This window comes from Streptomyces sp. LZ34, from assembly GCF_053890475.1.
The window spans coordinates 12284135-12308655 of sequence record NZ_CM132680.1; the positions used below are offsets into that span (position 1 = coordinate 12284135).

Annotated in this window: 22 protein-coding genes and 1 pseudogene; 8 read left to right on the forward strand and 15 right to left on the reverse strand. The window is 69.3% G+C overall.

The annotated features are described in order from the left end of the window. Positions 1-5: 5 nt before the first annotated feature. The 6 genes from ACWY4P_RS52665 to ACWY4P_RS52690 form a co-directional block, all read right to left on the reverse strand. Positions 6-2285 carry a glycoside hydrolase family 3 N-terminal domain-containing protein gene (locus tag ACWY4P_RS52665; protein WP_456207924.1) on the reverse strand — a complete coding sequence of 760 codons (2280 nt, stop codon included), beginning with the start codon at positions 2283-2285 and terminating at the stop codon, positions 6-8. Next, positions 2282-4216, reverse strand: a complete 1935-nt coding sequence (locus ACWY4P_RS52670) for a cellulase family glycosylhydrolase (protein WP_456207925.1) — start codon at positions 4214-4216, stop codon at positions 2282-2284. Before ACWY4P_RS52670 ends, ACWY4P_RS52665 begins: the two co-directional genes overlap by 4 nt. 88 nt (positions 4217-4304) lie before the next feature. Beyond that, a complete protein-coding gene (locus tag ACWY4P_RS52675; RefSeq protein ID WP_456207926.1) occupies positions 4305-5348 on the reverse strand; it encodes a LacI family DNA-binding transcriptional regulator in 1044 nt (347 codons plus the stop codon). After that, positions 5345-6172, reverse strand: a complete 828-nt coding sequence (locus ACWY4P_RS52680) for a carbohydrate ABC transporter permease (protein ID WP_456207927.1) — start codon at positions 6170-6172, stop codon at positions 5345-5347. Before ACWY4P_RS52680 ends, ACWY4P_RS52675 begins: the two co-directional genes overlap by 4 nt. 15 nt (positions 6173-6187) lie before the next feature. After that, on the reverse strand, positions 6188-7126 hold the full coding sequence (locus ACWY4P_RS52685) for a carbohydrate ABC transporter permease (protein WP_456207928.1): 939 nt from the start codon (positions 7124-7126) through the stop codon (positions 6188-6190). Positions 7127-7178: 52 nt separating this feature from the next. Beyond that, entirely contained in the window at positions 7179-8468 is a 1290-nt protein-coding gene (locus tag ACWY4P_RS52690; protein ID WP_456207929.1) for an ABC transporter substrate-binding protein, read from the reverse strand. Positions 8469-8674: 206 nt separating this feature from the next. Here ACWY4P_RS52690 and ACWY4P_RS52695 point away from each other — a divergent pair, with 206 nt between their 5' ends. From ACWY4P_RS52695 to ACWY4P_RS52705, 3 genes are all read left to right on the forward strand, one after another. Further along, positions 8675-9844, forward strand: a complete 1170-nt coding sequence (locus tag ACWY4P_RS52695) for a cytochrome P450 (RefSeq protein WP_456207930.1) — start codon at positions 8675-8677, stop codon at positions 9842-9844. Positions 9845-10066: 222 nt separating this feature from the next. Continuing rightward, positions 10067-10477, forward strand: a complete 411-nt coding sequence (locus tag ACWY4P_RS52700) for a hypothetical protein (protein WP_456207931.1) — start codon at positions 10067-10069, stop codon at positions 10475-10477. A 72-nt stretch (positions 10478-10549) separates the two neighbouring features. Continuing rightward, the gene (locus ACWY4P_RS52705) at positions 10550-11416 is read left to right on the forward strand and encodes a hypothetical protein (protein WP_456207932.1); all 867 of its coding nucleotides are present in this window, start codon (positions 10550-10552) and stop codon (positions 11414-11416) included. Here the strand turns inward: ACWY4P_RS52705 and ACWY4P_RS52710 are convergent. Next, positions 11407-11847, reverse strand: a complete 441-nt coding sequence (locus ACWY4P_RS52710; protein ID WP_456207933.1) for a PPOX class F420-dependent oxidoreductase — start codon at positions 11845-11847, stop codon at positions 11407-11409. The two genes, ACWY4P_RS52705 and ACWY4P_RS52710, sit on opposite strands and share 10 nt — an antisense overlap. A 466-nt stretch (positions 11848-12313) precedes the next feature. Between ACWY4P_RS52710 and ACWY4P_RS52715 the strand changes: the two genes are divergently transcribed. After that, on the forward strand, positions 12314-12445 hold the full coding sequence (locus ACWY4P_RS52715; protein WP_456207934.1) for a hypothetical protein: 132 nt from the start codon (positions 12314-12316) through the stop codon (positions 12443-12445). 165 nt (positions 12446-12610) lie between these two features. Beyond that, entirely contained in the window at positions 12611-13930 is a 1320-nt protein-coding gene (locus ACWY4P_RS52720; RefSeq protein ID WP_456207935.1) for a YcaO-like family protein, read from the forward strand. A gap of 83 nt (positions 13931-14013) precedes the next feature. Here ACWY4P_RS52720 and def read toward each other — a convergent pair whose 3' ends face one another. Next, entirely contained in the window at positions 14014-14676 is a 663-nt protein-coding gene (gene def, locus ACWY4P_RS52725) for a peptide deformylase (protein WP_456213348.1), read from the reverse strand. Between the two features lie 111 nt (positions 14677-14787). On the opposite strand from def, the gene ACWY4P_RS52730 reads away from it, so the two are divergent. After that, positions 14788-15363, forward strand: a complete 576-nt coding sequence (locus tag ACWY4P_RS52730; protein WP_456207936.1) for a helix-turn-helix domain-containing protein — start codon at positions 14788-14790, stop codon at positions 15361-15363. Between the two features lie 46 nt (positions 15364-15409). Here ACWY4P_RS52730 and ACWY4P_RS52735 read toward each other — a convergent pair whose 3' ends face one another. The 5 genes from ACWY4P_RS52735 to ACWY4P_RS52755 all read right to left on the reverse strand — a co-directional run bounded on the left by ACWY4P_RS52735 (position 15410) and on the right by ACWY4P_RS52755 (position 19798). Then, positions 15410-15724: an FAD binding domain-containing protein gene (locus ACWY4P_RS52735; RefSeq protein ID WP_456207937.1), complete on the reverse strand. Its 315-nt coding sequence runs from the start codon at positions 15722-15724 to the stop codon at positions 15410-15412. Positions 15725-15840: 116 nt separating this feature from the next. Then, a complete protein-coding gene (locus ACWY4P_RS52740) occupies positions 15841-16860 on the reverse strand; it encodes an ABC transporter substrate-binding protein (protein ID WP_456207938.1) in 1020 nt (339 codons plus the stop codon). A gap of 39 nt (positions 16861-16899) precedes the next feature. Further along, the gene (locus ACWY4P_RS52745; protein ID WP_456207939.1) at positions 16900-17715 is read right to left on the reverse strand and encodes an ABC transporter ATP-binding protein; all 816 of its coding nucleotides are present in this window, start codon (positions 17713-17715) and stop codon (positions 16900-16902) included. Positions 17716-17759: 44 nt separating this feature from the next. Beyond that, complete coding sequence (locus ACWY4P_RS52750; RefSeq protein WP_456207940.1) at positions 17760-18809, reverse strand: FecCD family ABC transporter permease; 1050 nt, start codon at positions 18807-18809, stop codon at positions 17760-17762. Beyond that, positions 18806-19798 carry a FecCD family ABC transporter permease gene (locus tag ACWY4P_RS52755; protein ID WP_456213349.1) on the reverse strand — a complete coding sequence of 331 codons (993 nt, stop codon included), beginning with the start codon at positions 19796-19798 and terminating at the stop codon, positions 18806-18808. The genes ACWY4P_RS52750 and ACWY4P_RS52755 overlap by 4 nt, the downstream gene beginning before the upstream one ends. A gap of 523 nt (positions 19799-20321) precedes the next feature. Here ACWY4P_RS52755 and ACWY4P_RS52760 point away from each other — a divergent pair. Further along, positions 20322-20633 (forward strand): hypothetical protein, encoded by a 312-nt coding sequence (locus tag ACWY4P_RS52760; RefSeq protein WP_456207941.1) that lies wholly within the window; start codon positions 20322-20324, stop codon positions 20631-20633. Positions 20634-21302: 669 nt separating this feature from the next. Here ACWY4P_RS52760 and ACWY4P_RS52765 read toward each other — a convergent pair. Further along, positions 21303-22295 carry an integrase core domain-containing protein gene (locus ACWY4P_RS52765; protein WP_456207942.1) on the reverse strand — a complete coding sequence of 331 codons (993 nt, stop codon included), beginning with the start codon at positions 22293-22295 and terminating at the stop codon, positions 21303-21305. Between ACWY4P_RS52765 and ACWY4P_RS52770 the strand changes: the two are divergent. Beyond that, positions 22266-22514, forward strand: a pseudogene (locus ACWY4P_RS52770) (transposase); the annotation flags it as partial. The gene ACWY4P_RS52765 and the pseudogene ACWY4P_RS52770 overlap by 30 nt on opposite strands. 169 nt (positions 22515-22683) lie before the next feature. Here ACWY4P_RS52770 and ACWY4P_RS52775 read toward each other — a convergent pair. Beyond that, entirely contained in the window at positions 22684-24396 is a 1713-nt protein-coding gene (locus tag ACWY4P_RS52775) for an FAD-dependent oxidoreductase (protein WP_456207943.1), read from the reverse strand. Positions 24397-24521 lie beyond the last annotated feature (125 nt).

Sequence of the window (24521 nt, forward strand, 5' to 3'; positions counted from 1 at the left end):
GGCGATCAGCTTGGGCGCGCGATCACCAGCCTCGCCCCCTGCGTCCGGGCGGAGGAGGACCCGGTTTCCAGAAGGAGTTCTCCGGCTTCGACGGCAAGGCCGAGGTCCCGGGTGACGGAGCCGAGGGTGTCGGCGTTGATCTCGAACACGGCGTCGGCCTCCTCTCCGGGGCGTAGGTCGAGGCGGGCGAATCCGCGCAGCTCGCGTGTGCGGGGCCACGAGGACCCTCCCGACTGCCGCCGTACATAGAGCTGGACCGTCTCGCGTACCGGCCGCTCTCCGGTGTTGTGCACGGTGACCCGGCAGGTGAGGGTGGGATCGTCCGGGGTCACGCGGGCGCGTGACAGCCGTGGTGGTGCGTAGGTGACGGTGGTGTACGACAGGCCGTGGCCGAAGGCGTATCGGGCAATGGCCGGCTGGTCCACATAGCCGCGGTACCCGTGATCCTTGGCGTTGTAGAACACCGGCAGCTGCGCGGCCGACCTCGGTACCGACACCGGCAGCCGCCCCTCGGGCTCGGCCGCGCCGAACAGCACGTCGGCGACGGCCCGTCCGCCCCACGGGCCCGGGTACCAGGCGCTCAGCACGGCCCCGGCGGCGCCGGGAAGGTCGGGCACGGCGTGCGGACGGCCCTGCACGAGCACCACGATGACCGGCACTGCCGTGGCCGCCACCGCGTCCAGAAGCGCCAACTGCCCGTCGGGAAGCCGTAGATCGGCCAGATCGACGCCTTCTCCGCAGGTCATGCCCACCGGATTGGCGGCGGTGACGACGGCCGCGCCGTTGGAGTCGAAGGTGGTGTCGCCCGACCGGGCGCTGGACCCGCCCAGGACGAGCACCGCGAGGTCCGCCGCTGCCGCCAGCGCGGCCGCCTCCGGAACACCGGAGAGGTCGCCGCCCACCAGATCACACCCCCGTGCGTAGGTGACCTCGGTGTCCGGCGCGGCGGCCGACCGGATGCCGTCCAGGACCGTGATGTGGTGGGAGCCGGGCCGCTGCGGCGCGGTGTAGTCGCCGATCTGCTGGGCGATCGAGTCGGCGTTCGGGCCGAGGACGGCGATCCGGCGGGGCGGTGATGCGATCGGCAGGACTCCTCCGTCGTTGGCGAGCAGCGTGATCGACGCGCGGGCTATGCGCTCACTCAGCTCGCTCGGATCGGAGCGTTGTTCCCGAGGCGCCGCGCCACGAGAGCAGGGCTGTTCAAAGAGGCCCAGGCGGAACTTCAGGGTCAGGACCCGGGCCACGGCGGTGTCGAGGGTCTGCTCCGCTACGAGCCCCTGCGCCACCGCCTCGGCAAGCCTCGGATAGCAGGCGTCCCAGAGGCTGAGATCGCATCCGGCGTTCAGGGCCAGGGCACCCGCGGCCACCGGGTCTCCCGTGAGCCGGACCAGACGGTCGATGGCGCCGCCGTCCGCCATCACGATTCCGTCGAACCGCCACTGATCCCGCAGGAGTTCGGTCAGCAGCGCCCGGTTGGCGACACAGGGCAGGCCGTCGAATTCGTTGTAGGCCGCCATCACCCCGGCGGCGCCGGCTCGGACGCCGGCCCGGGCCGCCGCCAGATGGATCTCGTGCAACTCACGGGCGCTCAGCTCCGTGGCCGCGCTGTTGCGTCCGCCGACGGTGGCCCCCTGTCCGGCGAAGTGCTTGAGCACGACGGCGACGTCGGCGGTGCGCATGCCCCGCACCAACGCCTCGGTGAGCCGGGCCGCCAGATACGGGTCCTCGCCGAAGCACTCCTCCGCACGGCCCCAACGCGGGTCGCGCACCAGGTCGAGGGCCGAGACGAGCGCCACGTGACCGCCCCGTGCCCGCAGCTCCGCGCCGGCGGCGGCCGCCGCGGCCTCGTAGAGCTCGGGGTCCCAGGTGGCGCCGACGGCGAGGTTGACCGGCAGCACCGTGCCGTCCAGCGCCTGGTGGCCGTGAGGGACCTCCTCGACGAGGAGCACCGGGATCCCCAGCCGGGTGTTCTCCATGACGTGCCGCTGCACCGCGTCCGCCACCCGGGCCCCGTCCGCCGCCGTGATGCCGTCGGCGAAGCCGACGCCTGACCACGCGTCGGCCCGCTGCAGCCCGTACAGGGCTCCCATGCCGTCGTACGCGGCGACCTCGGCGCGGAAGGCGTCGGTGAGCCGGTGGCCGTCGGCCGTGCGCTCGTAGGCGTGCCAGCCGTACATGCGCTGATTGACCTGGCCCACCTTCTCGGTCAGCGTCATGCGCGCCAGCAGGTCGCGGACCCGCTCCGGCACGGGCGCGGACGGGTCGCGGTAGAGGTGATCGGTCACTTCAGCTCCAGAACACGGACACCGTACGGGGCGAGCGTCACATCCGCGGTCGGCGCGCCGGACGCGAGGTCGTGCAGCGTGCCGTCGGCGGCGGGGCGGACGTCGAGCTCCTCGGGGCTCTGGCTGACCAGCCACACGAAGCGGCGCCCGTCCTCGTGGACGAGGACGTCCGCGCCGACGTGGGGGCTGTCGACCGTCACCGGCCGCCGGGCTCCGGCGACATCGGCGAGCGCCGCGTACAGGCGGTGCGTGTCCTCGGGATTGACCCGGGCGGTGCGGGCGGCCATGTGCTCCAGGGGATAGGTGGCCAGGACGGTGCGGCCGTCTCCGGTGTCGCGCACCAGGAGGGCGGGCCGGCCGTGCGCGTCGACGGCGACCACTCGGGCATCACGGGGGAGGACCGGCAGATATGCCCGGCTGTCCTCGTTGCCCGCGACGGGGAAGCGCAGCGTGTCTCCCGCGGTCAGCCCGCCGAAGTCGTCGGTGAACGTCATCTCCAGGACCTCGTCCTCGATGGGCTCGGCGACACCGTAGGAGAGCTGCAGCTCGACGCCGAACAGCCCGTCCAGGTCGTCGAACCACGGGCCGCGGGTGCCGGGGTGCTCGCCGGAGCAGAACGAGAGGTAGACCGTGGCGCCCTCGCGGGCGCGGTGTTCGAGCTCGCGCCGGGTGCGCGTGGTGAGCTGACGGGTGGCCGGCAGCAGGTACAGGGCCGCGTCGCCGGGCAGGCCGTCGGCCTCCCGGGTGAAGCCCACCGGCAGGTCGGCGGCGCGGGTGGCGACATAGCTCTGGTGCAGGGAAGTGAAGATCAGTGGTCGGTCGGCGGGCCTGCTGTAGGGGTAGCCGCGCTCCAGGAAGGCGGGCACGACCAGCGCCGCGTCCGCGTCGGCGCGTCGGCAGCGGGTGAAGTCCACGGCCCCCAACACCTCGGCGAACTCGGCGAGTTCGAGCAGCGGAGCCTTGGGAGCCCCGGTGCTGTCGGTGATGCCGAAGTGCATCTCGAAGGGGTGGTGGTCGTACGGCGAGCGGTCCCACAGATCGTCGTAGTCGGTGTTGTTCCAGGCGATCCAGCCCGTCGCTCCGCCGAGCAGGGAGTTGTGCAGGGTCTGCCGGTAGTAGACCGCCGCGTTCCCGGCGGACACCGTGTCCGTGGAGAGACCGAACTCCTCCAGTACGACGGGGTGCCCGGTGACCGAGGCCAGTTCGCACTCGAAGGCGGCGCGCAGGTGCTGGCGGGGCCGGTCGGTGTCGGAGCGGTACACATGCGGGCCGACGAAGTCGACGTACTCGGCCGTCTCGCGCAGCGAGAAGCCGTTGTCGCGGCCGGTGACCTCGATGCCCCACGCGCCGTCACCGAGAGAGACGGGCTGGGTGCCGCCGGCGGCCCGCACGGCGTTGCACATGGCCTGCGCCCAGGCCGTCACCACATCGGGGGAGGGCGGATCCACCTGGTAGACGCGGCCGTATCCCGGCATCTCATTGGTGATGAGCCAGCCCGTGACCGCCGGGTGGTCCTTGAAGCGGCGGGTCATCTGGGACACGAACCACGCCTGGCGGCCGACCATCCACACGTCCTCGTACAGATCGCGGCCCCCGCGCCAGGCCGGATCCCAGTTCTCGCCCGACATGTGTCCGACGATGAAGGTGGGTACCGTCCCCATGCCCGTCTCGCTGTGGGCGTCGAGGAAGTCGCGGAAGTGTTCGCACAGCGTCTCGTCGATGCGGTGGGGCTGCGGATGGAAGTCGGGCCAGTAGAAGAACGACCGGGTCATCGTCAGGCCGTGCTCGTACAGCACCCGCAGTTCGGCCCGGACCGTCTTCGGGTCGTAGTCGCGCCACATCAGGGGCCCGCCGGTGCGGGACCAGAAGTTGGCGCCGAGCCAGGGCAGGACGGCGGGGTGGTGGGTGAGCTGGGCGCTGTGGCGTCGCATGGTCCTTCTCGGATCTCGTGGTGCGGTGTGGGGGTGCGGGGTACCCGTAAATCTGCCGGTCGTGGTGGCAGCGCGAGCGCTGCGGGCATCAGACAGGGGCGGGTCCGGTGGATTCCCGGACGACCAGACGCGGCCGGTCGTCGAGCACCGTCTCCTCGACATCCTCGCCGCAGCGGGCGAGGAGCAGCCGGGCGGCGGCCGCGCCGACCCGCTGTACCTGCTGGTCGACCGTGGTCAGCCGGGGGTGCAGCCAGCGGCCGAGCGGCAGGTCGTCATAGCCGACGACCGACAGGTCGTCGGGGACGCGCAGACCGCCGCGCTGGGCGGCGCCGATGCCGCACACCGCCATGGAGTCGTTGGCGTAGACGATCGCCGTGGCGCGGTCGGCGGTGTCCAGCAGCGCCCGGGTCGCGGCCACGGCGGACACTTCGGTGAAGTCGGTGTGCAGGACCGCGTAGGGCCGCAGACCGGCCGCCTTGAGGGCCGTCTCGAAGACACCGCCCCGCAGCCGGGTGTGCTGGAGGTCGGCGGGGCCCGCCACATAGGCGATGCGCCGGTGTCCGAGGCCGAGGAGGTGGCGGACGACCTCCTCGACGGCGGCGCCCTGGTGGCCGATGCCGACGCTCGGCACCCCGGCGGCACGGTCGGGGGGACCGAGCAGCACGGCGGGCAGGCCTAGGCGGGCCAGCAGGGCGGGGCGCGAGTCGTCGGTGCGCGCGTCCGTCAGGACGGCTCCGTCGACCCGGCCTTCGGCGGTCAGCTGCCGGTAGAGGGCGTTCTCCTCCTGTGCCCCGGCGACCAGATGCAGCAGGAGGCCGTAGCCGCGGGGCGCCAGTTCGCCTTCGATACCGGTGATCAGCTCGCTGAAGTGCGGGTCGGCGCCGAGCACATCGGTGGGACGCCGCACCACGAGCGCGAGGGTGCGGGTGCGGGCGTTGCGCAGGGCGGCGGCGGGCGCGCTCGGCGACCAGCCGAGCTCCCCCGCGGTGTCCAGGATGCGCTGCCTGGTCGGCTCCGACAGTCGGCCCTTGCCGTGGAAAGCCTGGGACACGGCCGCCGTCGACACCCCGGCGGCGGCCGCCACCGCCTTGATGGTCGGCCGGCGGACCGGCTTCCCGGTGGGCACGCTCACATCTTCACCGCCCCGCTGATGAGCGCCTGCTGCATGCGCTTCTGGAGCACCGTGTAGACGATCCATACGGGGATGAGGGTCAGCACCGTGCCCGCGGTGAGAACGCCGTAGTCGGTGCCGATGACCGCCTTCAGTGTGGGCAGGGCCGCCTGGACGGTGCGCTGGTCGGGGTCGGGGCCGATGATGACGAGCGAGTACAGGTACTCGTTCCAGAACGTCAGGAAGTTCAGGAGGATCACGGTCGCGATGCCGGGCAGGCACATCGGCGTGTAGATGTGGCGCAGCACGGTGTAGGTGGACGCCCCGTCCATCCGGGCGGCCTCCTCCATCTCCCTCGGGATGGTCCGCATGAACTGCACCAGGATCACCACCGACAGCGGCATCGCCGTGGCGGGCAGGAAGAGGACCATGAAGAGCTGTGTGTGGAACAGCCCGGTGGCCGCGGCGAGCAGGAACGTCGGAAAGAGCGCCGCGAACGTCGGGATCAGGAAGCCGAGCGAGAAGACCTTCTCCACCGCCGAGGCCAGCCGTCCGGTCGACCGGGCGAGGGCGAACGCCGCGGGCAGCGCCAGCAGCAGGGTCAGCGCCAGCGAAAGGACCGTCACCAGCGCCGAGTTGACGATGGCCGGGCCCAGGGAGGCGCTGCTGTAGGCCGTGCGGAAGTTGCCGAAGCCGAGCGAGTCCGGCAGCGCGAAGGGGTGGGCGAAGATCTCCTCGTTGCTCTTGAACGCGGAGGCGAGGAAGTAGTAGAGCGGCACGATCAGCAGCACCGCGTAGGTCCACACCAGGAGGTGTGCCGGCAGCCAGCGTTTGCCGAGTTTCATGGTGAGCCGCTCCGATCAGTAGTTCTGGCGAAACACACGGCGGATGGCGAGCAGCCCGACGAGCCCGGCCAGAAAGAGGACGACGCCGACGGTCTGGCTGTAACCCAGGTCGGCCGCGATGAACGCCTTCTGGTACACGAGGAACGACAGCGTCGTCGACGAACTGCCGGGACCGCCCTGGGTGAGCAGCAGGACATGCTGTGCCGAGCCGAAGAGGGTCCACAGGAACTGAAGCATGGTGACGACACCGACATAGTCGCGGATCACCGGGAAGTGGATGCGCCACATGGTCCGCCAGTGCCCGGCCCCGTCCAGCTGCGCCGCCTCGCCGAGCTCGTCCGGGACGCTGTCGAGCCGGGCGGCGAACAGGACCGCGGTGAAGCCGATCCCGCTCCACACGTCCAGGGCGATGAGACAGGCCAGAGCCGTCGAGGGCGAGGCGAGCCAGGCGTCGGTGAGCGAACCGAGCCCCGCGGACTGCAACCCGCCGTTGACCAGCCCGTCCGGGGACAGTGCCGCGTAGAACACCATGGCCTTCGCGGGGGTGGAGATCAGGCCGGGGATGAAGAGCAGATAGCGGATGACACGGTGTCCAGGGGGCTTCTGCGCGACGTAGTAGCCCAGCATATAGGCGCATACGATCATGATCGGCAGCGCCACGGCCAACTGGACGGCGGTGTTGTTCACCGCGTCCCAGAACACGGGGTCGTCCAGGACCGTGCGGACGTTGTCGAGACCGGCGAAGGACACCGGCTGAAGCATTCCCGGCCAGTGCAGGGCGGCGATCACGAAGATGGCGATCACCGGACCGATCATGAAGATCGCGTACCAGATCAGCGCGGGGACGGCGAGGATCGTGCCGCCCTGTCGGGCGTTGCGTGAACGGGGCGTGGCGGAGGGCGGAGCGGGGTGGCGGACCGCGGCCCCGCCCGGGGTCGACGTCAGCGTCGTCATGAGGTGGCTTCCGTGAGGTCGGGCTCGGGAGATGAGCGAGCGGGCGGGCGGGTCACGCGGAGCGGTACGCGGTTTCGAGCGCGGCGCGGACCTTCGCGGCGCTGGTGCCTCGGGTGAAGGATGTGCTGGTCGCGGTGATCAGCGGCTGGGTGGCGGCGGGTGGGACGTAGACGTCGGGCAACAACACCTGGCTCACATCGGAGCCCAGCTTCTGCGCGGCGGCGACCAGCGGGAAGTCCGTGCTGACGGTGTCGGAGCGCAGCGCCATGTCGCGGCCGCTCTCCTTGATGAACCGGGAGACGGTGTCGGGGCGGTACATGAAGCGCAGGAACTTCTCGACGGCGTCGATCTTCTTGGTGCCGTTCGGACTGATCCAGAACCCGATCAGGGTGAACGTCCGCAGGATGGTGGGCTTGTCGTGCACGGCGCCGTCGGCCAGCGGCCAGCCGCCGACCTCGGTGTGCCGGGCGACCTTCTCGGGCACCTTCGCCAGCGCCGATGACATCGCCGACTCGATCGCCGCGGACTCCGTGTTGAACTGCGTGGTCATCAGGTCCGAGGTGAGGCCCTGCGCCTTGTCGGCGAAGACGCCCGCGTCCCGCAGGGTCGCAAAGTATTCAATACCCTCCCGGGCACCCCTGCTGCCGAAGTCCCCGGTGGTGTAGGCGTGCCTGGCCTCGTCCTCGGTCAGGAAGGTCTGGATGATCTGGGCGAGCAGCTTCTGCCCCGTCCAGTCGTTCCCGCCGACGGTCACGGGCGCGATCCCCTTGGCGCGCAGCTTGCGGGACGCGGCGATCAGCCCGTCACCCGTGGTGGGTATCGCGTCGACGCCCGCCCGGTCCATCAGTGCCCTGTTGTAGGCGATCGGCCAGTTCGTGGCGAAGTAGGGGAAGGCCCGCAGCCTCCCCTTGGCGTCGGTCCACGCGGCGAGGGCCTCCGGGCGCACCCGCTCGCGCAGCCCCCAGTCGTCCAGGTAGTCCTTGACGTCGACGGTGGCGCCCACGTCCGTCCACGCCAGCGTTTTGTCGTAGAGGTTGACCATCACGACGTCCGGCTCCTTGCGGGCCAGGCGCGAGGTCTCGTAGACCTGCGCGAGGTCGTCGCCGTTGATGAGGTTCTTGACCTTGAGTCCTGGATTCTCCTTGCGGAAACGGTCCAGAGCCGCGAGGTAGGTGGGCGATCCCGGGGCGGTGGTGCCCAGCTGGCTGTGCACGACGAGCGTATCGGGATCGGAGTCCGCCGCGGCCACCAGGGAGCAGCCGGACAGGGCAGGCAGGACGGTCGTGGCGGCGAGGCCGGAACCGGCGGCGAGGAAGCCGCGCCTAGTCAGCGGTGAGTGCACTGCGGGGTGTCTCCAACCAGGCGGTTAACGAGTGGTTAATCGATCTACCTCGAGGGTGTGAGGAATGTAGGAGCCGCTTCGTCTCCGGTCAAGCCCTTGGGAGAGATGCAACCTCGCTGTGGCACCTGGATCTCGGTCAACTGCGAGTGGCACACGGTGTGTTACGGTTCCAAACCGTGTGTTCAGTCATATGAGGGGCGGCGACGGTGAACGATGTACCCGAGAGCAGTATCGATCTCTACGCGGAATCCGCGCTCCGTGATCCCTACCCCTTGTACCGGCAGCTGCGTGAACTCGGGCCGGTGAGCCGGCTCACGCGCCTCGGCATATACGTGTTTCCCCGGTACGAGGAGGTCAGAGAGGCATCCTCGAACTGGAAGACGTTCTCCTCCGCCAAAGGCGTGATGGTCAATGACGAGATCAACACCATGCTGGAGGGCATCACGCTGTGCAGCGACCCGCCGGAGCACACGCAGATGCGCAAGGTGCTGGGCAGACCGCTGCGGTTCGACGCGTTGCGGGAGCTGACGCCGAAGATCGAGGAGGAGGCTGATCTCGTCGTCCGCCGGATGGTGCGCCAGGGCACCTTCGACGCGGCGACGGAGCTGGCCGAACACCTTCCGCTGAGCGTGGTGTCGAAGCGGGTGGGCCTCGCCGAGGCGGGCCGCACCCGCATGCTCGAATGGGCTTCGGCGACCTTCGACGCTCAAGGGCCGCTGAACGAGCGCACGCTCGCCGCTTTCCCCAAGCTCCAGGAAATGGCGGAATTCGCCGCCAGCGAATGCTCGCTGGAGACACTGCGGGAAGGCAGCTGGGCGTCGGAGCTGTACCGGGCGGCGGAACGAGGGGAGATTCCGGCCGAGAAGTGCCCGGGAATGATGCTGGACTACATCGCTCCCAGCCTGGACACCACCAAGTACGGCATCTCGAGCGCGGTGTACCTCTTCGCCAGGCATCCCGAGCAATGGGACCTGGTGCGCGCGGACCCCTCGCTCGTCCCCCACGCGGTCAACGAGGTGCTGCGACTGGAGTCACCCGTCCAGCGTTTCACCCGGTTCCTGACCGACGACCACGAGGTCGGCGGTGCGGTCCTGCCCGCCGGGTCCCGGGTCATGCTTCTCTACGGCTCGGCGAACCGGGACGACCGCAAGTACCCCGCCGCGGAACGGTTCGATGTGCAACGCCGGCCGTCGGACCACCTGGCCTTCGGCAGAGGGGAGCACGCCTGCCTCGGCATGGGGCTGGCCCGGATCGAGATGCACGCCATCATCAACGCTCTGCTCGCCCAGGTGCGCGGATTCGAGATCGTGGCGGCGGAGCCCGTGCTGAACAGCACGTTGCGCGGCCTGAAAAGGCTGTTGGTACGCGTGCACTGAGTCTCTTCGACGTCGCTCCCGGCGCGGACGTGGACCAGGACAGCTGGATCACCGCGCCGCTTGTGCTGTGCGCAGGCCCGCTCCGCGCCACAAGGCTGGCACGCAGTGCTAAGCAGCTGTCGCCCACCGCGCATGACATCCGGTCGGCCCGATCGGCAGGATCATATCGGGCCGATCGTGTCGGCTCATGAAGAAAGGGGCGAACCTGTTATGAGGCAGCAGATGAGGCTTGGGCTGGGCGCGGGGGCGTTGGCGGTCGCCGGCGCGTTTCTCCTGGCGCCGACGGCGGGCGCCAGCCCCGCTGCACCGGACCACGCACGCGGCACCGCGACCGCGTCGGCGGCGTGCCCCGCGCCGCTGCACGCGTACCAGTACACGAACTACACCGGTGGCTACAAAAAGTTCTGCAAGTCGGACATGAAGCTGTCCGACAACCGGTTCAACAACGGGGGAAAGGTCAACGACCACATCCGCTCGGTGAAGAATCTCACCCGCGGCTGCTACTGGACGCTGTGGACGGACTACTGGAACCGCGGCCGGAAAACCACACTCAACCCGTGGAGTTGGGACGCCAACCTGGCCAACAACAAGGTCAAGTACAAGACCAGCTCCCTGTACAAGTGGTGTAACTGACACCAAACTCCGCCGGGGCTCTCACGCGCCACGCAACGCGGGGCGCCCCGGCTCCCCAGGGAGCTGATTGAGATGCGTGCTCGCCCGGCCGCCGTGGCCACCGTAGCCGCCGTGTGCCTGGTCGCCGCCGGATGCTCCAGCGGCGGAGCCGACCCGGCCGGCAGCGGCCCTGCGCAGCCCACGCCCCGGCCCCCGGCCCCCACGCGGGAGGTGAAAGACCTCGTCCTTCCCCTCGACGCCTACACCCTCGACGGGCCTCAGGCGGCACGCATCGCGGTGGCGCAGGACCGTCTGATCGAATCCTGCATGACACGCAAGGGATTCCACTGGCTCCGGCTTCCCGGGCGGGACGCCGAGTCCTGGCCGAACCGTGGTCGCTACGGGCTGATCGAGGCGGAGCCCGCGAAGCGCTACGGATACCACCCACTGCCCGATCCTCACTCCGAGGCCGCCGAGGCATGGATCGCCCGGCGCGAGGGAGGACTCACCCCGAAGGAGCGAGCAGCCGCCTACGGGAAGGACGGCACATCGGGCTGCGAGCAGCAGGCGGACCGCGAACTGCTGCGCAACGTGCCCAAGGTCGACTTCGGCCGCCTGGACCGGATCTCGGCCGACACCTACGAGCGCTCCCAACGCCATCCGGACGTAGCGAAGGCGTTCGCCCGCTGGAGCGCCTGCATGCGAGCCATGGGCTTCCACTACCCGGACCCGATGGCCGCCAACAACGACCCCGGGTGGAGCGGGACAGCCCCCTCGCAGGCCGAGATCGACACCGCTCGCGCCGATGTCACCTGCAAGCGCCGCGCATCTCTGGTCCGCATCTGGTGGCGGACCGAGGCTGACTACCAGGAACGGCAGATCCGGCAGCACGCGAAGTGGTTCGCCCGGATCCGCCTCGCTCGGGCGCGATACCTTGCGAACGTCGACGCTCACGGTTGAGGCAGTACTCCAGGCCGGAACTTCTCCACACCGACGACACGGTGGACGTGGTACGGCTCGATGTAGACCGCCACTCTCACCTCGCCGGGGATCAGCCAAGGGAACGTCTCCGTGCCGAGGTACTTCTGCGCGAGCCGGTCCATGACGTGCACGGCAGGCTCTCCCGCCACGAAACGGACGGCGCGGCCGCGGATCTCCACCCGGTGGTACGGGTTCTCGGTATCCATGCAGCACAGCGATACGCGGGGATCACGCCGCAGGTTCTCTTCCTTGACGCGGCCGGCCGAGGTGTTGATCACTATCTGGCCGTCCTCCAGGTCGGCCCACATCGGTGTCAACTGCGGCGAACCGTCCGGGTTCAGGGTGGCCATCTGCCAGAACCTGGGCTCCTGAAGCCAAGTACGTGTGATCTCGTCCAATGGTGTCGCCATGCGGTCACTCCTCACTCGAAGGCTCAAGCGGTCCAACGCATACATGATCACCAGGGTTCCGGACTGAACTGGTGGGGTGGTGCGTGTAGAACCCGATCGTGGTTCGGAGTGATCTCATCAGCACGCCGACGGTACAACGTTGTGAAATATTGCCTCAACCACCTCGAGCCATGGCAGGCTCCTGGCGGTACCGGGCACGGAATCCGGCCAACCTGACCGCATGATGGTGTGATTGTGATCGTCAGTAAGTGTGAAACACAGTGTGTTCGTGGACGGTGGCGACGGGAGCCGGGCGAGGCCGGAGACGGGCGATCACGAAAGGCGGCGCGCCTCGGCCGGCCGTGAATGATCGTCAAACCTCACGCGCCGTTATCGGCCACCGTGATCTGCCGCACTGCAGGGGCTCGGGCTCGGTCCTATGGTCTGGCCGACCGTACGCCGGTCGCGTTGCGGCCGGAGTCAACTCATGAGCGAGAAGGGATGTGCTATGGGCATCGTCGACATCAAGGCGCACCGGACGGAGCAGGTCGTGCTCTCTCCCGAGGAGGAGCAGATGCTCGCCGACCTGGCGACCGCTGACGAGAGCACCGAGTCCTGACCTGCGTCGAGACGAGGTGAAACGGGGGCGGTGGGCGCCGCGCGCCGACAGGACGGCGGCGCCCACCCGCCCGTGCGAGAGCACAGGCGCACGACGGAACCGTGTGGCGGTGGCTCCGGACAGGGCCGGGCCCGGGCAGTTCGGCACGATGAAGGAAGGCGGGCAATGACCACAGTGGACACCGATCGCCCCGTGAAGCCGCCGCAGGCGGGGGAGCGGGAGCTGCCGCTCTCGGACGCCTACCCTCGCGGCCTGGCCGCGGCCGCCGAACTCGGCCTGGACACGCGCGTCAAGGCGCTGCGGGAAGGCAGCCCCGGTACGTGGTCCTGCGTACTGGAACGTGGCGGGAGCCCCGTGCACCAGGGCTTCGGTCTCGGCAAGGGCGACCGTGAGGCGGCCCGGGTCGGCGCGGTGTTCGAGGCGCTGGAGCACCATCTCAGCAGCGTGGTCGGCCTCGCCGGGCCGGCTGCGGACACCTTCGTGGCCCGCGCCGCCCACGACGTCGCCTCAGACGCCGCGCTGCGCGGCGATGGTGCGGTGGCGCTGCTCGCGGACCTCCCGGACGGGCCGCTGGCCTGCGCCCCCTACCAGCCCCTCGGCCGGCCGGATGCCGCAGCCGAGGTCGCGGTGCCCGTGTTCCTGTCGATGCCCGACTTCATCGAGAGCGACCACGAGGCGGCGCGGCACGCCGCGGGTGACACCTACGACTACACCGCGATCGGGCGGTACTCCTCCAACAACGGCTGGGCGGCCGGCACCGACGTGGTGGAGGCGACGGTCCACGCCGTGAACGAGGCCGTCGAGCGGGACGCCTTCTCGCTGCTGCTCGTCGAACAGTTCTTGACCCGGGGCCGTGCCCCACGGCTGAGGGTGGTCGACCCGGCGAGCCTGCCGCCGGACCTGCGGGACCTGAGGGACACCGCCGAGACAGCCGTCGGCCGGCCCGTCCATCTCATCGACATGACGAGCGACCTCGGCATCCCCACGTACCTGGTCTTCGTGGAACCGGCCCCGGGCGAGCCCGCGCGGGTACGCGGCTGCGGTGCGTCGCTGTCGCCGCTCTATGCGGCACACCGGGCGCTGAGCGAGGTGATCCAGGTCGACCTGTCCCTCGCACTGGCCCGGACGAACCCCTCGTATGCCCGGCTGCTGCCGCCCCGGCGGGACTGGACCGGGCCGTATCCCGCACTGCACGCCTGTTACCTCGGCGACCTGGGGCCCGCCCTGAGCGGCGCGATACGCGTACCTTTCGGGGACCGCCCGGCGCCGCCGACCCCGCGCGAGCATCTCGACGCGCTGCTGGCGGCCCTGACCGGTCACGGGCTGAACGTCATGCGGTGGACGCCGTACGCCACCGAGAACCTGGCCGTTGTGAACGTGCTGGTTCCGGGGCTGGAGCGCTTCCTGCTCGTCACCGATGGACAGCTCGTGCTGCCGGGACCACGGGGGAGGGAGGCGAGGGAGAGGGCGCTCGCGCGGCTCTGACACAGCGTCTTCCGAAAGCCGGTCGCCGCATCGCCGCGCACCACATCGCCTGCTTGCCCCGCCGTGGGGTGGAAGCCGGGATCTCACCGGCCGAGGTTGGCGGCCTTGATCGCGCGTTGCGCGAAGACATCCTCGCGGCGGTCTTCCATCTGCCGCAACGCGTCCTTGCGGTCCCGCTTGGAGAGTCGGTCGAGATATGTGTGCCCGAGGAGGTGATCGGTCTCATGCTGCAGACATCGGGCGAAGTAACCCGTCCCCTCGATGAGGAGAGGGCTGCCATCCTTGTCGAATCCGCGAGCTACGGCGCGATCGGTGCGGGGAACCGCCATGGCGGCGCCGGGCACGGAAAGGCAGCCCTCGACGTCGTCGACGAGTCGGCGGCCACCCGGACCGGGCAGGTCGAGAACCGGGTTGATGAGATGGCCGACATGCCGGATCCCGTAGTCGTCCGGACAGTCATACACGAACAGGCGCAGATCGACGCCAACCTGGTTGGCGGCCAAGCCGGCACCGTCGGCCACATACATGGTCAGAAACATGTCGTCGATCAACGCCGACAACTCCGCCGTTCCGAACTCGGTCACCTCCCGGCACGGACGGCTCAGCACCTCCTCACCGACCACCGTGACCCGGCGCACCGAACCTCGTTCCGCCTCCGGTGACAGAGCCGCATACGAGTCGACAGGGCGGCCCTGGACACGGACTCGCCGGTCGTCGGCACGAGACCGGTCGTGACGAACAGACATTGCTGTCTCCTCTGCTGGGCATGCCGCACAGGCCACAGACGTCACCGTGGCCCTGAAGCCTCCGAACAATCACTCTTGCCAAGTGCTTTGCAAAGTAGCAGACTTTGCAAAGTGACTGAAGAAGACCTCAACCTTCCATCCAGCCAGTCCCTCCAGGCCGGTGAGGGGCTGCGCGAGCACGAGGTCCGCACAGCCCTTCTGGACCTGCTCGCCGAAGTCGGCACCGTCACGGCGACCGAAGCGGCCGCCCGGCTGGGCTACAGCTCCGGGCTCTGTTCGTTCCACCTGCGGCAGCTCGCGCGCCACGGGCACATCGAAGAAGCCCCTCACAGCGGGGGCCGCGCTCGTCCTTGGCGCCTGCGGCAGCCGACCCCTGCTGCCGACCCGTCCACGGAGGACTTCGGCGACCTCGCCCGCGGGCTGGAGGACGAGAGCTGGCAGCGATGGCTCGACCAACGGGACCAGGCGCCAGCCGAATGGCTCCGCGACGAGGCCTTCAGTGCCGTTGCGTATCTGACACCCGATGAGATGGGCCGGGTCGCGGACGCCATCCGGCGCGCGCTCGCTCCCTACCAAGACCGTGAACAACGTCCCCTGGCCCGACCGGACGACGCCCGCCCAGTGGCTCTCATCACCAGGCTGTTCCCCTTGCTGCCCCACGCGACAGACGAGGCGGACCAGGCCTGAGAAGCCGAGGGCACCGGTGCCGGCGCGGACAGTTCGACCGCGGTGATCAGTTCGCCCGGTTCCAGAACGTCTCGATCTCGCGATGATCTCCGGGATGCCGGTACAGCTCCGTCAGCGGCAGTGTGCGGGTGCCTCCGGCTCCCTGGAGGCGCACTACCGCGTCGAGCGCGGCGAGCGCCACGCACATGTCCGACGGATGCGTGGCGACGCAGGCGGACGAGGCGCCCAGGATCGTGCGGGAGAGCACTGGGTAGCGGGTGCGAACGGCACGATGCTCGGCGACCGCGGTGTTTCGCGCGGCCGCGCCGATCAGCAGGTTGCCGTCCTTGTGCTCCTCGGTGTCCGAGGACAGGCCCGTCACGTCGACCAGTGGCGGTTGGAGGAATTGGCGCGTGCCGCGGCGAGTCCGAAGATGGCCAGGTGCGGCCGAGACGGGGCGCGCGAGGAACGCGGCGCCCCGCTCCGGGGCAGCGGCGGTTACTTCTTCGGGAGTTGGACGCCGGTGGCCTTGGCCACGTCCTTGAGCATCTGCTCCGCGGCCTGGACGCCGATGCCGGACATCCACGTCTCGTCCGGGACCGTGAAGACCTTGCCGTTCTTGACGGCCGAGAGGTCCTTCCAGACCGGGTTGGACGTGACCGCCTTTTTCTGGGTCTTGTCCGGGGTGTCGGCGGTGGTGACGAAGATCAGGTCGGCTTCGGCCCGGTCGATCTGCTCGGGGCTGACGTCCTTCATCGTGACCGCGGGATCGTTGGAGACCTGGGACGCCGGGCGCTTGAAGCCGATGTCGTTCAGGACGACGCCGCTGTAGGAGTTGGACTGGTACAGGCGGGTCGGACCGGCGATGAAGCGGACCACGGACGCGGTCGGCATGGTGCCGCCGTCCTTCTTCTTGATGGCCTCGCCGAGGGCCTTGGCCTGGTTCTCGTACTCCTCGACCTTGGCCGCGGCCTCCTTCTCGAGGCCGAGCGCCTTGGCATGCACCTCGAGGTTCTGCTTCCACACACCGCCGGTGGTCTCGGTGAACACGGTCGGGGCGATGGCGTTGAGCTTGTCGTGGATCTTCTCGTGACGGACCTTGGAGGACAGGATCAGGTCCGGCTTGAGCGAGGCGATCTTCTCCAGGTTCGGCTCCAGGAGCGGGCCGACGTCCGTGGTGCCGCTCAACTCGCCCTTCAGATAGTTCGGGAAGCCACCCTCGGTCTTGAAGTGCGGGGCGACCGCGCCGACGGGGTCGACGCCGAGCAGCGTGACGTCGTCCAGCTCACCGGTGTCGAGGACGACGACACGCTTCGGCTGGGACGGGATCTTCACGTCGCCCATCACCGTCTTGAGGGTGCGCGGGAATCCGCCGGAGGAGGCGGCGGCCTTCGCGGTGTCGGTGTCGTCGGACGGGGACTCGCCGCCGCAGCCGGCCAGCGCGGCCGTACCGAGCACGACGGAGAGCAGCACGGCGATCAGCCGGCCCGATCCGCGCTGGGGAGAGCGCTTCAACATGAGGGTGGTCCTTCTCGTAGGGCCCGTAACGGGTGTGGTTCACGCGGACGCGGCGGAGTGCCGCACCGCGCTGCTTTTCGGGACGACCAGCGGGGTGCCGGTCTCCGGGTCCGGAATGACCCGGCAGTCCACGTCGAACACGGACTTGACCAACTCCGCGTCGAGCACGTCGGCGGGGGCGCCGACGGCGGCCAGCCGTCCGTCCTTGAGGACCACCATGTGGTCCGCGTAGCGGGCGGCCTGTCCGAGGTCGTGCAACACCATCACCACGGTGCGGCCCGCCTCGGTGTGCAGGGCGGCGACCAGGTCGAGGACGTCGAGCTGGTGGCGCAGGTCGAGGAAGGTGGTGGGTTCGTCGAGCAGGAGCAACTCGGTGTCCTGCGCCAGCGCCAGCGCGATCCAGGCGCGCTGCCGCTGGCCGCCGGAGAGCCGGTCGACGGGCTGGTCCCGCAGTGAGGAGGTGCCGGTGCGCTCCAGGGCCTCGTCCACCGCCTTCTGGTCGGTGGCGGACCACGGACTCAGCAGCCGCTGGTGCGGGTAGCGACCGAGCCGCACGAGAGCCTCGACGGTGATGGCCTCAGGGGTGACCGGCTGCTGCGGCAGCAGGCCCATCCGGCGGGCCAGCGCGCGGGCGGACATCCGGTGGATGTCCGTGCCGTCCAGCATGACCGTACCGGAGGCCGGGGCCAGCAGTCGGCTCAGACCACGCAACAGGGTCGATTTGCCACAGGCGTTGGGGCCGACAATCGCGGTGACGACACCGCCGGGCAGTGTCAGATCGAGGCCGCCGACCACGAGCCGGTCGCCGTAGCGCAGGTCGAGGCTCTGGGCGCGGAGCTGGTTGGTGGCGGTCATGGTCGGCTCCTGCGAACGGTGGGGCAAGGCTTGATGTACGCCCGTCACATGCGGCTCCTGGGGACGGGCGAGCTCTGTCGGAACATCAGCACCAGCAGCCAGGGAGCGCCGAGCGTGGCGGTTGCCGCGCCGACCGGCAGTCCCTCGATCGGCAGCAGGTGCTGGACCACCAGGTCGGAGGCAAGGAGCAGGACCGCTCCGGTCAGGCCGGCCAGTGCCAGGGACGCGGAGGTGGGCGGGCCGGTGACGAAGCGCACGATGTGGGGCACGGCGAATGCCACGAACGTGACCGGCCCGGCGAGCGAGGCGGCGAGCGAGGCCAACACAACGGCGACGACGAGGAGTTGGAGGCGCGCGGCGGAGGTGTTGAGGCCGAGGGCGCCCGCCGAGTCGTCCCCGAGGTCGAGCACGGCCAGTCGGCGGTGCAGGATGAAGGCGACGGCGAGCGCCAGCGCCATGGCACCGCCGGCCCCCCACACCTCCGTCCACGTGCGCCCGTACAAGGAGCCGGTGGTCCACTGCAGCGCCGATCCGGCCAGTTCGGCGGGGAAACGCACGATCATCAGGTTCACGGCCGCCGCAAGGCCCGCCTGGACGGCGAGTCCGGTGAGCACGAGCCGGGTCACTGCCAGCCCGGACCGCCAGGCGAACACGCCCAGCAGCAGCGCGGCGAGGAGGCCTCCTCCCAGGGCCCCGACCGGTATCAGCGTCTGCGAGGCACCCGCGGCGATCAGCGCGACCGCGCCCAGCGACGCCCCGCCTGTCACGCCCATGACATCAGGAGATGCCAAGGGATTGCGGAACAGCCGTTGCAGCACACAGCCCGCCGCTCCCAGTCCGGCACCGGCGACGATCGCCGCCACGGCCCGGGGCGCCCGGAACTCCTGCACCACGAGTACGTCCCCGGGATCTCCGAGTCCGACCAGCGCCCGCAGCGCGGTGACCGCGGGAATCCGCATCTCGCCCGTCGTCAGCGACACGGTGAGCAGCACAAGCAGCGCGGCGACTCCGGAGGCGGCGTACAGCAGGACGCGGCGTCGCATACGACCACGGGACATGGACGTCGTACGAGCGGGCACGGCGGCGGTGGTCATCGGGCCACCTTCCGGGCCAGCAGGGCGAGCAGAGGCGCGCCCAGGAAGGCGGTCACGATGCCGACCTCCAGCTCCGAGGGGCGGATCACGATCCGGCCGAGAACGTCGGCCGCGAGCAGCAGCAGCGGGCCGGCAATCAGACAGCCGGGCACCAGCAGGCGGTGGTCGCCGCCGAGCAGGGGCCGTACGAGATGGGGCGCGGCGAGGCCGACGAAGGCGACTGGCCCAGCGACGGCGACGGCCGAGCCGGCGAGCAGGACGACCGCGATGCCACCGGCCAGCCGGATCCGGGCCACCGGCACACCGAGTGCCTGCGCCGAGTCGTCCCCCAGGGCCAGGGCGTTGAGGGCAGGGGAGACGGCCAGCGCGACCACCAGGCCGAGTACCAGGGTGGGCAGCACCGGACACAGCACGTCGAAGGTTCGGCCGGACAGTGACCCGGCGAGCCAGAATCGGGCCTCGTCCAGCGTGCGCTGATTGAGCAGCATCACCGCCGACGTCCAGGAAAGCAGCACGAGCTGGAGCACCGTGCCGCCCAGCGCGAGCCGGACGGGATCGATGTCCCCGGCGCGGCGGGCCAGCGCCTGGGCGAAGAGGGCGGCGCCCGCCGCCCCGGCGAACGCGAACCACAGGTACTCGGCGGGGCTGGTGAGCTTGAGCGCGTAGATCGCGACGACCACCGCGAAACCGGCGCCCGCGTTGATGCCGAGGGTGGTCGGGGACGCGAGCGGGTTGCGCGTGATGCCCTGGGCGACAGCCCCGGCGACGCCCAGCGCGGCGCCCACAGCGAGGCCGATGACGGTACGCGGCAGGCGCAGCCCGGTCACCACGAGCGCCTCGCGCCCGTGGGCGCCGCCGAACAGCGCGTCGACCACCGTGGACAGGGGTACGGAACGGGCACCGAGGGCAAGGCTCAGCGCGACGCAGAGCACCAGGGCTCCGAGACCGGCGAGGAAGAGAGGTATGTGCCTGAGGGCACGGAAGGGCACACCTGTGGGCGCGCCCTGGCGAGTCGCTGTCACAAAATGTGAGCTTAGGTGAGCCTTGCCTTACTTCTCAACCCGCTGTGTGTCCGCTGTGACCTGCGCAATCCACCATCGCGAAGGCAAGCCCCTTCTGGCCCGTCGTCCGCCTCAAGCGAGGCTGCGGACCTCAACCTTCCTCATAGCGCCCGTATCCGTCGGCATCAAGGCGGGCGACGTCCGTCGGGGTGCCTTCCAGCGAGCGCGCGTTGTGCGAAACGGCCGGGCCGGGTGCAGGTTCACTGGTGACGGTCCCGGTAGGCCCGTCTGCCGGCAGGCGTTGCAGCGCCGCAGACGAAGAAGGCCAGGAATGCGACCGCGTCTTCCTCCTGAAAGGCCTTCAGGAGCCCGGCCGGCCACTCCTCACCGACCGCGCTGCTAGCCTCTGCGGAGCCAAAGTGACTCAGGGGGAAAGTCCGTGCTCACATCTGTTGCCACGGGGTGGCCGTGGCTGTTGGCTGTCACAGCCCTCGTGATCCACTGCTCCGCCATGGCCAGATGGATACCCGTCCAGAAATTCTGGACGGTGTATCCCTTCATCTGGGTTTTGTGCGGTGCCGGAGCGGTGGCGATTGGTGTGCGGCTGGGCTTCGCTCTGGCCGAAATGCTCATCATGTGTTCGTTTGCCCTCATCGGGCTGACAATCGGCATGTTCCCGACTCGCAAGTTGTTCGCGATGTGGGCGCACGAGATCAACACGGGTGTGACGCGCGAGAGGTACGACTACCCACGCTCACACCTCGCATTCTGTGGCGTCTCCGTGATCGTCATGTTGCTCGCCGCGTTCCTGTTGGCGCGGTGATATGCCGTAATCGGCGGACCGTGCCGTACGGCAGCGCGGTACTGCGACCGCTGCGCCCCCCTTGGGCGACCCGGCCTGATGACGGTCGCAGACCGTCACCCCCTGTCGGTGGCGTCCACTGCGTTCCGGCCCCATGAACACCCGCTTCGCCCCACCCATCGCCACGCCCCAGCCGACGCTCCTGCGCGACCTACTGGCGGACCCGGCGAAGCCGCCGTCCGCGGCCCGGGCCTGGCGGGCGGTCCGTGAGCTGGCCGTCATGGCGGGCCCGGGCTCTGAGGGCGCCCTGGAGCTGGCCGCCCGGTTTGCCGACATCGCCGAGCCGTCGTCGGACAAGCTGCTGGAACTCTGGACCAACTCGTCGGACCGGGACGGGTTCGCGCGCCTGCTGCTGCGTCCGCGACCTCACCGACCTGTCGGTGCTGCCTACCATGACCGCCCTCCGACAGCTCACCATCAGGAGCTGCGTGCACCTGACGACGCTCGACGGCCTGCCCGCCCAGCCGTCGCTGGACATCCTCGACGTGCCCGAGGCGCCGCAGCTGCGCGCCTGGGCACCGGCCACGACCTGCCGGTGCTGGGCTGTCTGTTCAGCAGCCGCTGTCCCGAGCTGGCGGACCTGGGCGGTGTCGCCGACCTTGCGCTTGCCGGAAATCTCATCCGCCCAGGTCATGCGGCATGTCGGTATTCGTGGAGGATGCCGCCGAGGCGCTCGCGTCTTCGTATGTCGAGGCTGGCGATCTGGTCCGGATCGGTGATCGGCGCGGGTAACGGGTGCAGAGGACGGGCGTTGGGGATGCCCTGGTGGGGCCGATGAGCGTTGTAAAACCGCTCGAACTCCCGCAGCGCATAGAGCAGGTGCCGGTGGTTCCAGATCAAGGTCCGGTCCAGCAGTTCGCACCGGCAGGTCTGCACCCACCGCTCCATGACCGAGTTCATTCTCGGCATCCTGACACCGCTGAGGACGACCTCGATCCCCACATCGGCAAGGACGGCATCGAACAGGGCGGGGAACTTCCCGTCCCGGTCCCGGATCAGGAACCGCACCCGGCAGCCCGCGTCCTCAAGGTCCATGACCAGGTTCTTGGCGGCCTGCGTCACCCATGAGGAGGTCGGGTGCGCGGTCGCCCCCAGGATCCGGATGCGTCGGCTGGCGTGCTCGATCACCGCCAACACGTACAGCCGGGCCCCGGACAAGGTGACTGTTTCCAGGAAGTCGCAGGCCAGCAGGGCATCGGCCTGGGAACGCAAGAAGTCGGCCCAGGTACTGCAGGCCCGCTCGGGTGCCGGGTCGATCCCAGCTTCCTTCAAGATCTTCCAGACGGTGGACGCAGCGACCTTCACGCCCAGGACGAGAAGTTCACCGTGCACCCTCCGGTAGCCCCAACCGGGATTCTCCTTCGCCAGACGCAGCACCAGGGACCGGACGGACTGGACAGTGCGGGGGCTTCCGGGAGGCTTGGTCCGGGAGGCAGCCGCGTGGCGGCGTGCGACCACGCTGCGGTGCCAGCGAAGTACCGTGTCCGGGCGCACCAGCAGCCGTATGCTGCCGAGCACGTCCCGTGGCAGCCGGTGCAGCAGCGCCGCCAGGAACGCCCGGTCGATTGGAGTGAACCGCACCCTCTCCTTGCCGAGTTGCCGCTCCAGCCACGCGAAGAGCACGAACTCCTCCAACAACGGCGGGCGGAGCAGCAGACCGATCAGTGGAAGGAGCGGTACCACACCAGGGCCGGGGTGGAGGGCAGCATCTCGCAGGCGGTGCGACGCACCGGCACCCGGCGTAGTCGCTATCGCGGCCTCGCCAAAACCTCTCTGGCCCAGGTCCTGACCGCGGCCGCTCTCAACCTCTACCGTCTCGACGCCTGGTGGACCGGAACCCCCGCACGACACGAGTCTCCCACTACGAACAACTTGTCCTCAGCCTCGCGGCCTGATCGACAAAAACCCAGATCACATCGACTAACAGAGTCCTACAGGGATCATTCCGCTGTCACTCGGCCGACGCCCCGCAGTGGAAGGAGTCACCGCTTTCGAGGCATCGGTGGCTGCCTCATGGACAGTGGGTGAAGTAGACAGAGGTGGGGGTGTCCTCGGCGGCTTGGAGGGCCTTGGAGTTGGCTGTGAAGTACTTGTAGATGGCGATGGCCACGGCTCCTCCTTCTCCCACGGCGGCGGAGATGCGCCGGACAGAGCCGTTGCGCACGTCGCCGGCGGCGAAGACGCCGGCGAGGCTGCTCTGCATGGAGGGGGTGGTCAGGCTCACGTCCGCGCCGGTGAGCACGCAGCCGTGCCATTCGCCCATCGTCGTTTGGAGTTTGACACCGGCGTTGTCCAGCCATGTAGTGTCGGCCTGGCCGCCGATCAGGACATATAGGTCCGACACCTCCAGGGAATTCGTGGGGTCGTTGGACAATGTCAGCTGCATCTTGCGCGTGGTGTTGTCCTTGGCGACCTTGGTCACCTCGGTCTTGTTACGGATTTTGATGATGCCGTCCTGTGCGTACTTCTTGATCGCAGCCCTGAGCTCCGGGATCATGTCGTTGAGGTTGGCGCCCCTGACGAGCAGCTCGACGTAGATTTTGTTCGCTGCGAACAGGGCCGCCGCGCGGCCGGCGGTGTCCCCGGCTCCCACGATCGCGATCGTGTCTTTCGCGGGGTCGTAAAGGCTGGTGTCGCCGGGCAGGGCGTCGTAGTACACGCCTTGGCCTTCGTAGTCCTGGGCTTGGGTCGACGACGCCAGACGGCGTGGCTTGAGGCCGGAGGCGATCAGCACCACCCCGGTCGTGACCGTCACGTCCTGTCCGATGTCCGTTTGCGCGCTAACCCGTTCCTCTTCGTTCGGTGTGGCGGTCAGCTTGTAGGTGGTCCCGCCGGATGTGGTGTTGGTCTTGATCTGGTTGGCGCTGTAGCACGGCAGCCGGTGGATGTACGTGTCGTACTTGTCGGTGTGCTGTCGCCACAGACGGGCGAGGTCGTAGGCGCTGATTCCTTTGGGGAACCCGAGGTAGTTCTCGATCGTGTTGATCGCTGTGGCAGCCTCCCCGCCGAGGGCGAACTTCTCGATGATGAGCACCTTCAACTGGAACAGCGAAGCCAGGTTCACAGCCGCGGACAGGCTCGCCGGGCCGCCACCGACGATGACGACGTCATACTTGACCGTCGAGTCGTAGGTTTTCAGCCCCAGCGGGACCGCCAGGTCGGCCAGCGTGGGATTGGTGAAATACTGCTCCTGCTGGCTGCCGACCGTCAGATCGACCTTGACGTCAGGTGTAATGGGCTGCAGGTCCGGCGCGCAAATGACGAGATTCAGCAGCAAGAACCGCAGGGTCGTGGAAAACCGCCTGTTCTGCCAGTCTCCGTGAACCTTGGCTTTGACGTCGTCCGGCGTCGCGGTGTCGTACAGCGCCTGGTGGAGCGGGACCCAGAAGTCCTCCTCCCGCTCCCCCAGTGCACGGGGGATGCTTCGTACTCCGCCTTCCTCGACGCCGGGCCGGTGTGCCAGCAGCAGGCGGCCTTCCTGCGGAACGCGCGACAGCAGCGTCTCCTTGGTGTCGTCGGGAAGGCGCTCGTCGACGAGCACGGCGGCCACCCGCTGGCCCTCCTGGTCCAGGCGCTCCAGCACGACCCCGGACTGCGCCGGGGTGGAGACCGGCAGCACCTGGTACTTGCCGTAGAAGTGGGCTTCCACCAGCCTGGCCAGGTCCGCGCCCTCTGAGGGGGCGGAGTGCGCGAGTAGGATCACAGCCTGGTCATCGTCGGTCATGTCTCTGTCCTACCTTTCGGCTTGCAGGAGAATTTGCGCGGCATCGAGCGGAGGATTGAGGAGGGGCAGAGGGTCCCTGTCCTTGATGAGACTGAGGACCAGGACAAGAGACGCGAGGTCCTGTG

Bases quoted from the DNA above. Each gene is read 5' to 3' on its own strand.
- ACWY4P_RS52670 (WP_456207925.1), bottom strand. From the start codon at position 4,216: ATGCGACGCCACAGCGCCCAGCTCACCCACCACCCCGCCGTCCTGCCC.
- ACWY4P_RS52680 (WP_456207927.1), bottom strand. From the start codon at position 6,172: ATGAAACTCGGCAAACGCTGGCTGCCGGCACACCTCCTGGTGTGGACC.
- ACWY4P_RS52685 (WP_456207928.1), bottom strand. From the start codon at position 7,126: ATGACGACGCTGACGTCGACCCCGGGCGGGGCCGCGGTCCGCCACCCC.
- ACWY4P_RS52700 (WP_456207931.1), top strand. From the start codon at position 10,067: ATGAGGCTTGGGCTGGGCGCGGGGGCGTTGGCGGTCGCCGGCGCGTTT.
- ACWY4P_RS52705 (WP_456207932.1), top strand. From the start codon at position 10,550: ATGCGTGCTCGCCCGGCCGCCGTGGCCACCGTAGCCGCCGTGTGCCTG.
- ACWY4P_RS52710 (WP_456207933.1), bottom strand. From the start codon at position 11,847: ATGGCGACACCATTGGACGAGATCACACGTACTTGGCTTCAGGAGCCC.
- ACWY4P_RS52715 (WP_456207934.1), top strand. From the start codon at position 12,314: ATGAGCGAGAAGGGATGTGCTATGGGCATCGTCGACATCAAGGCGCAC.
- ACWY4P_RS52720 (WP_456207935.1), top strand. From the start codon at position 12,611: ATGACCACAGTGGACACCGATCGCCCCGTGAAGCCGCCGCAGGCGGGG.
- def (WP_456213348.1), bottom strand. From the start codon at position 14,676: ATGTCTGTTCGTCACGACCGGTCTCGTGCCGACGACCGGCGAGTCCGT.
- ACWY4P_RS52740 (WP_456207938.1), bottom strand. From the start codon at position 16,860: ATGTTGAAGCGCTCTCCCCAGCGCGGATCGGGCCGGCTGATCGCCGTG.
- ACWY4P_RS52745 (WP_456207939.1), bottom strand. From the start codon at position 17,715: ATGACCGCCACCAACCAGCTCCGCGCCCAGAGCCTCGACCTGCGCTAC.
- ACWY4P_RS52750 (WP_456207940.1), bottom strand. From the start codon at position 18,809: ATGACCACCGCCGCCGTGCCCGCTCGTACGACGTCCATGTCCCGTGGT.
- ACWY4P_RS52760 (WP_456207941.1), top strand. From the start codon at position 20,322: ATGGCCAGATGGATACCCGTCCAGAAATTCTGGACGGTGTATCCCTTC.
- ACWY4P_RS52775 (WP_456207943.1), bottom strand. From the start codon at position 24,396: ATGACCGACGATGACCAGGCTGTGATCCTACTCGCGCACTCCGCCCCC.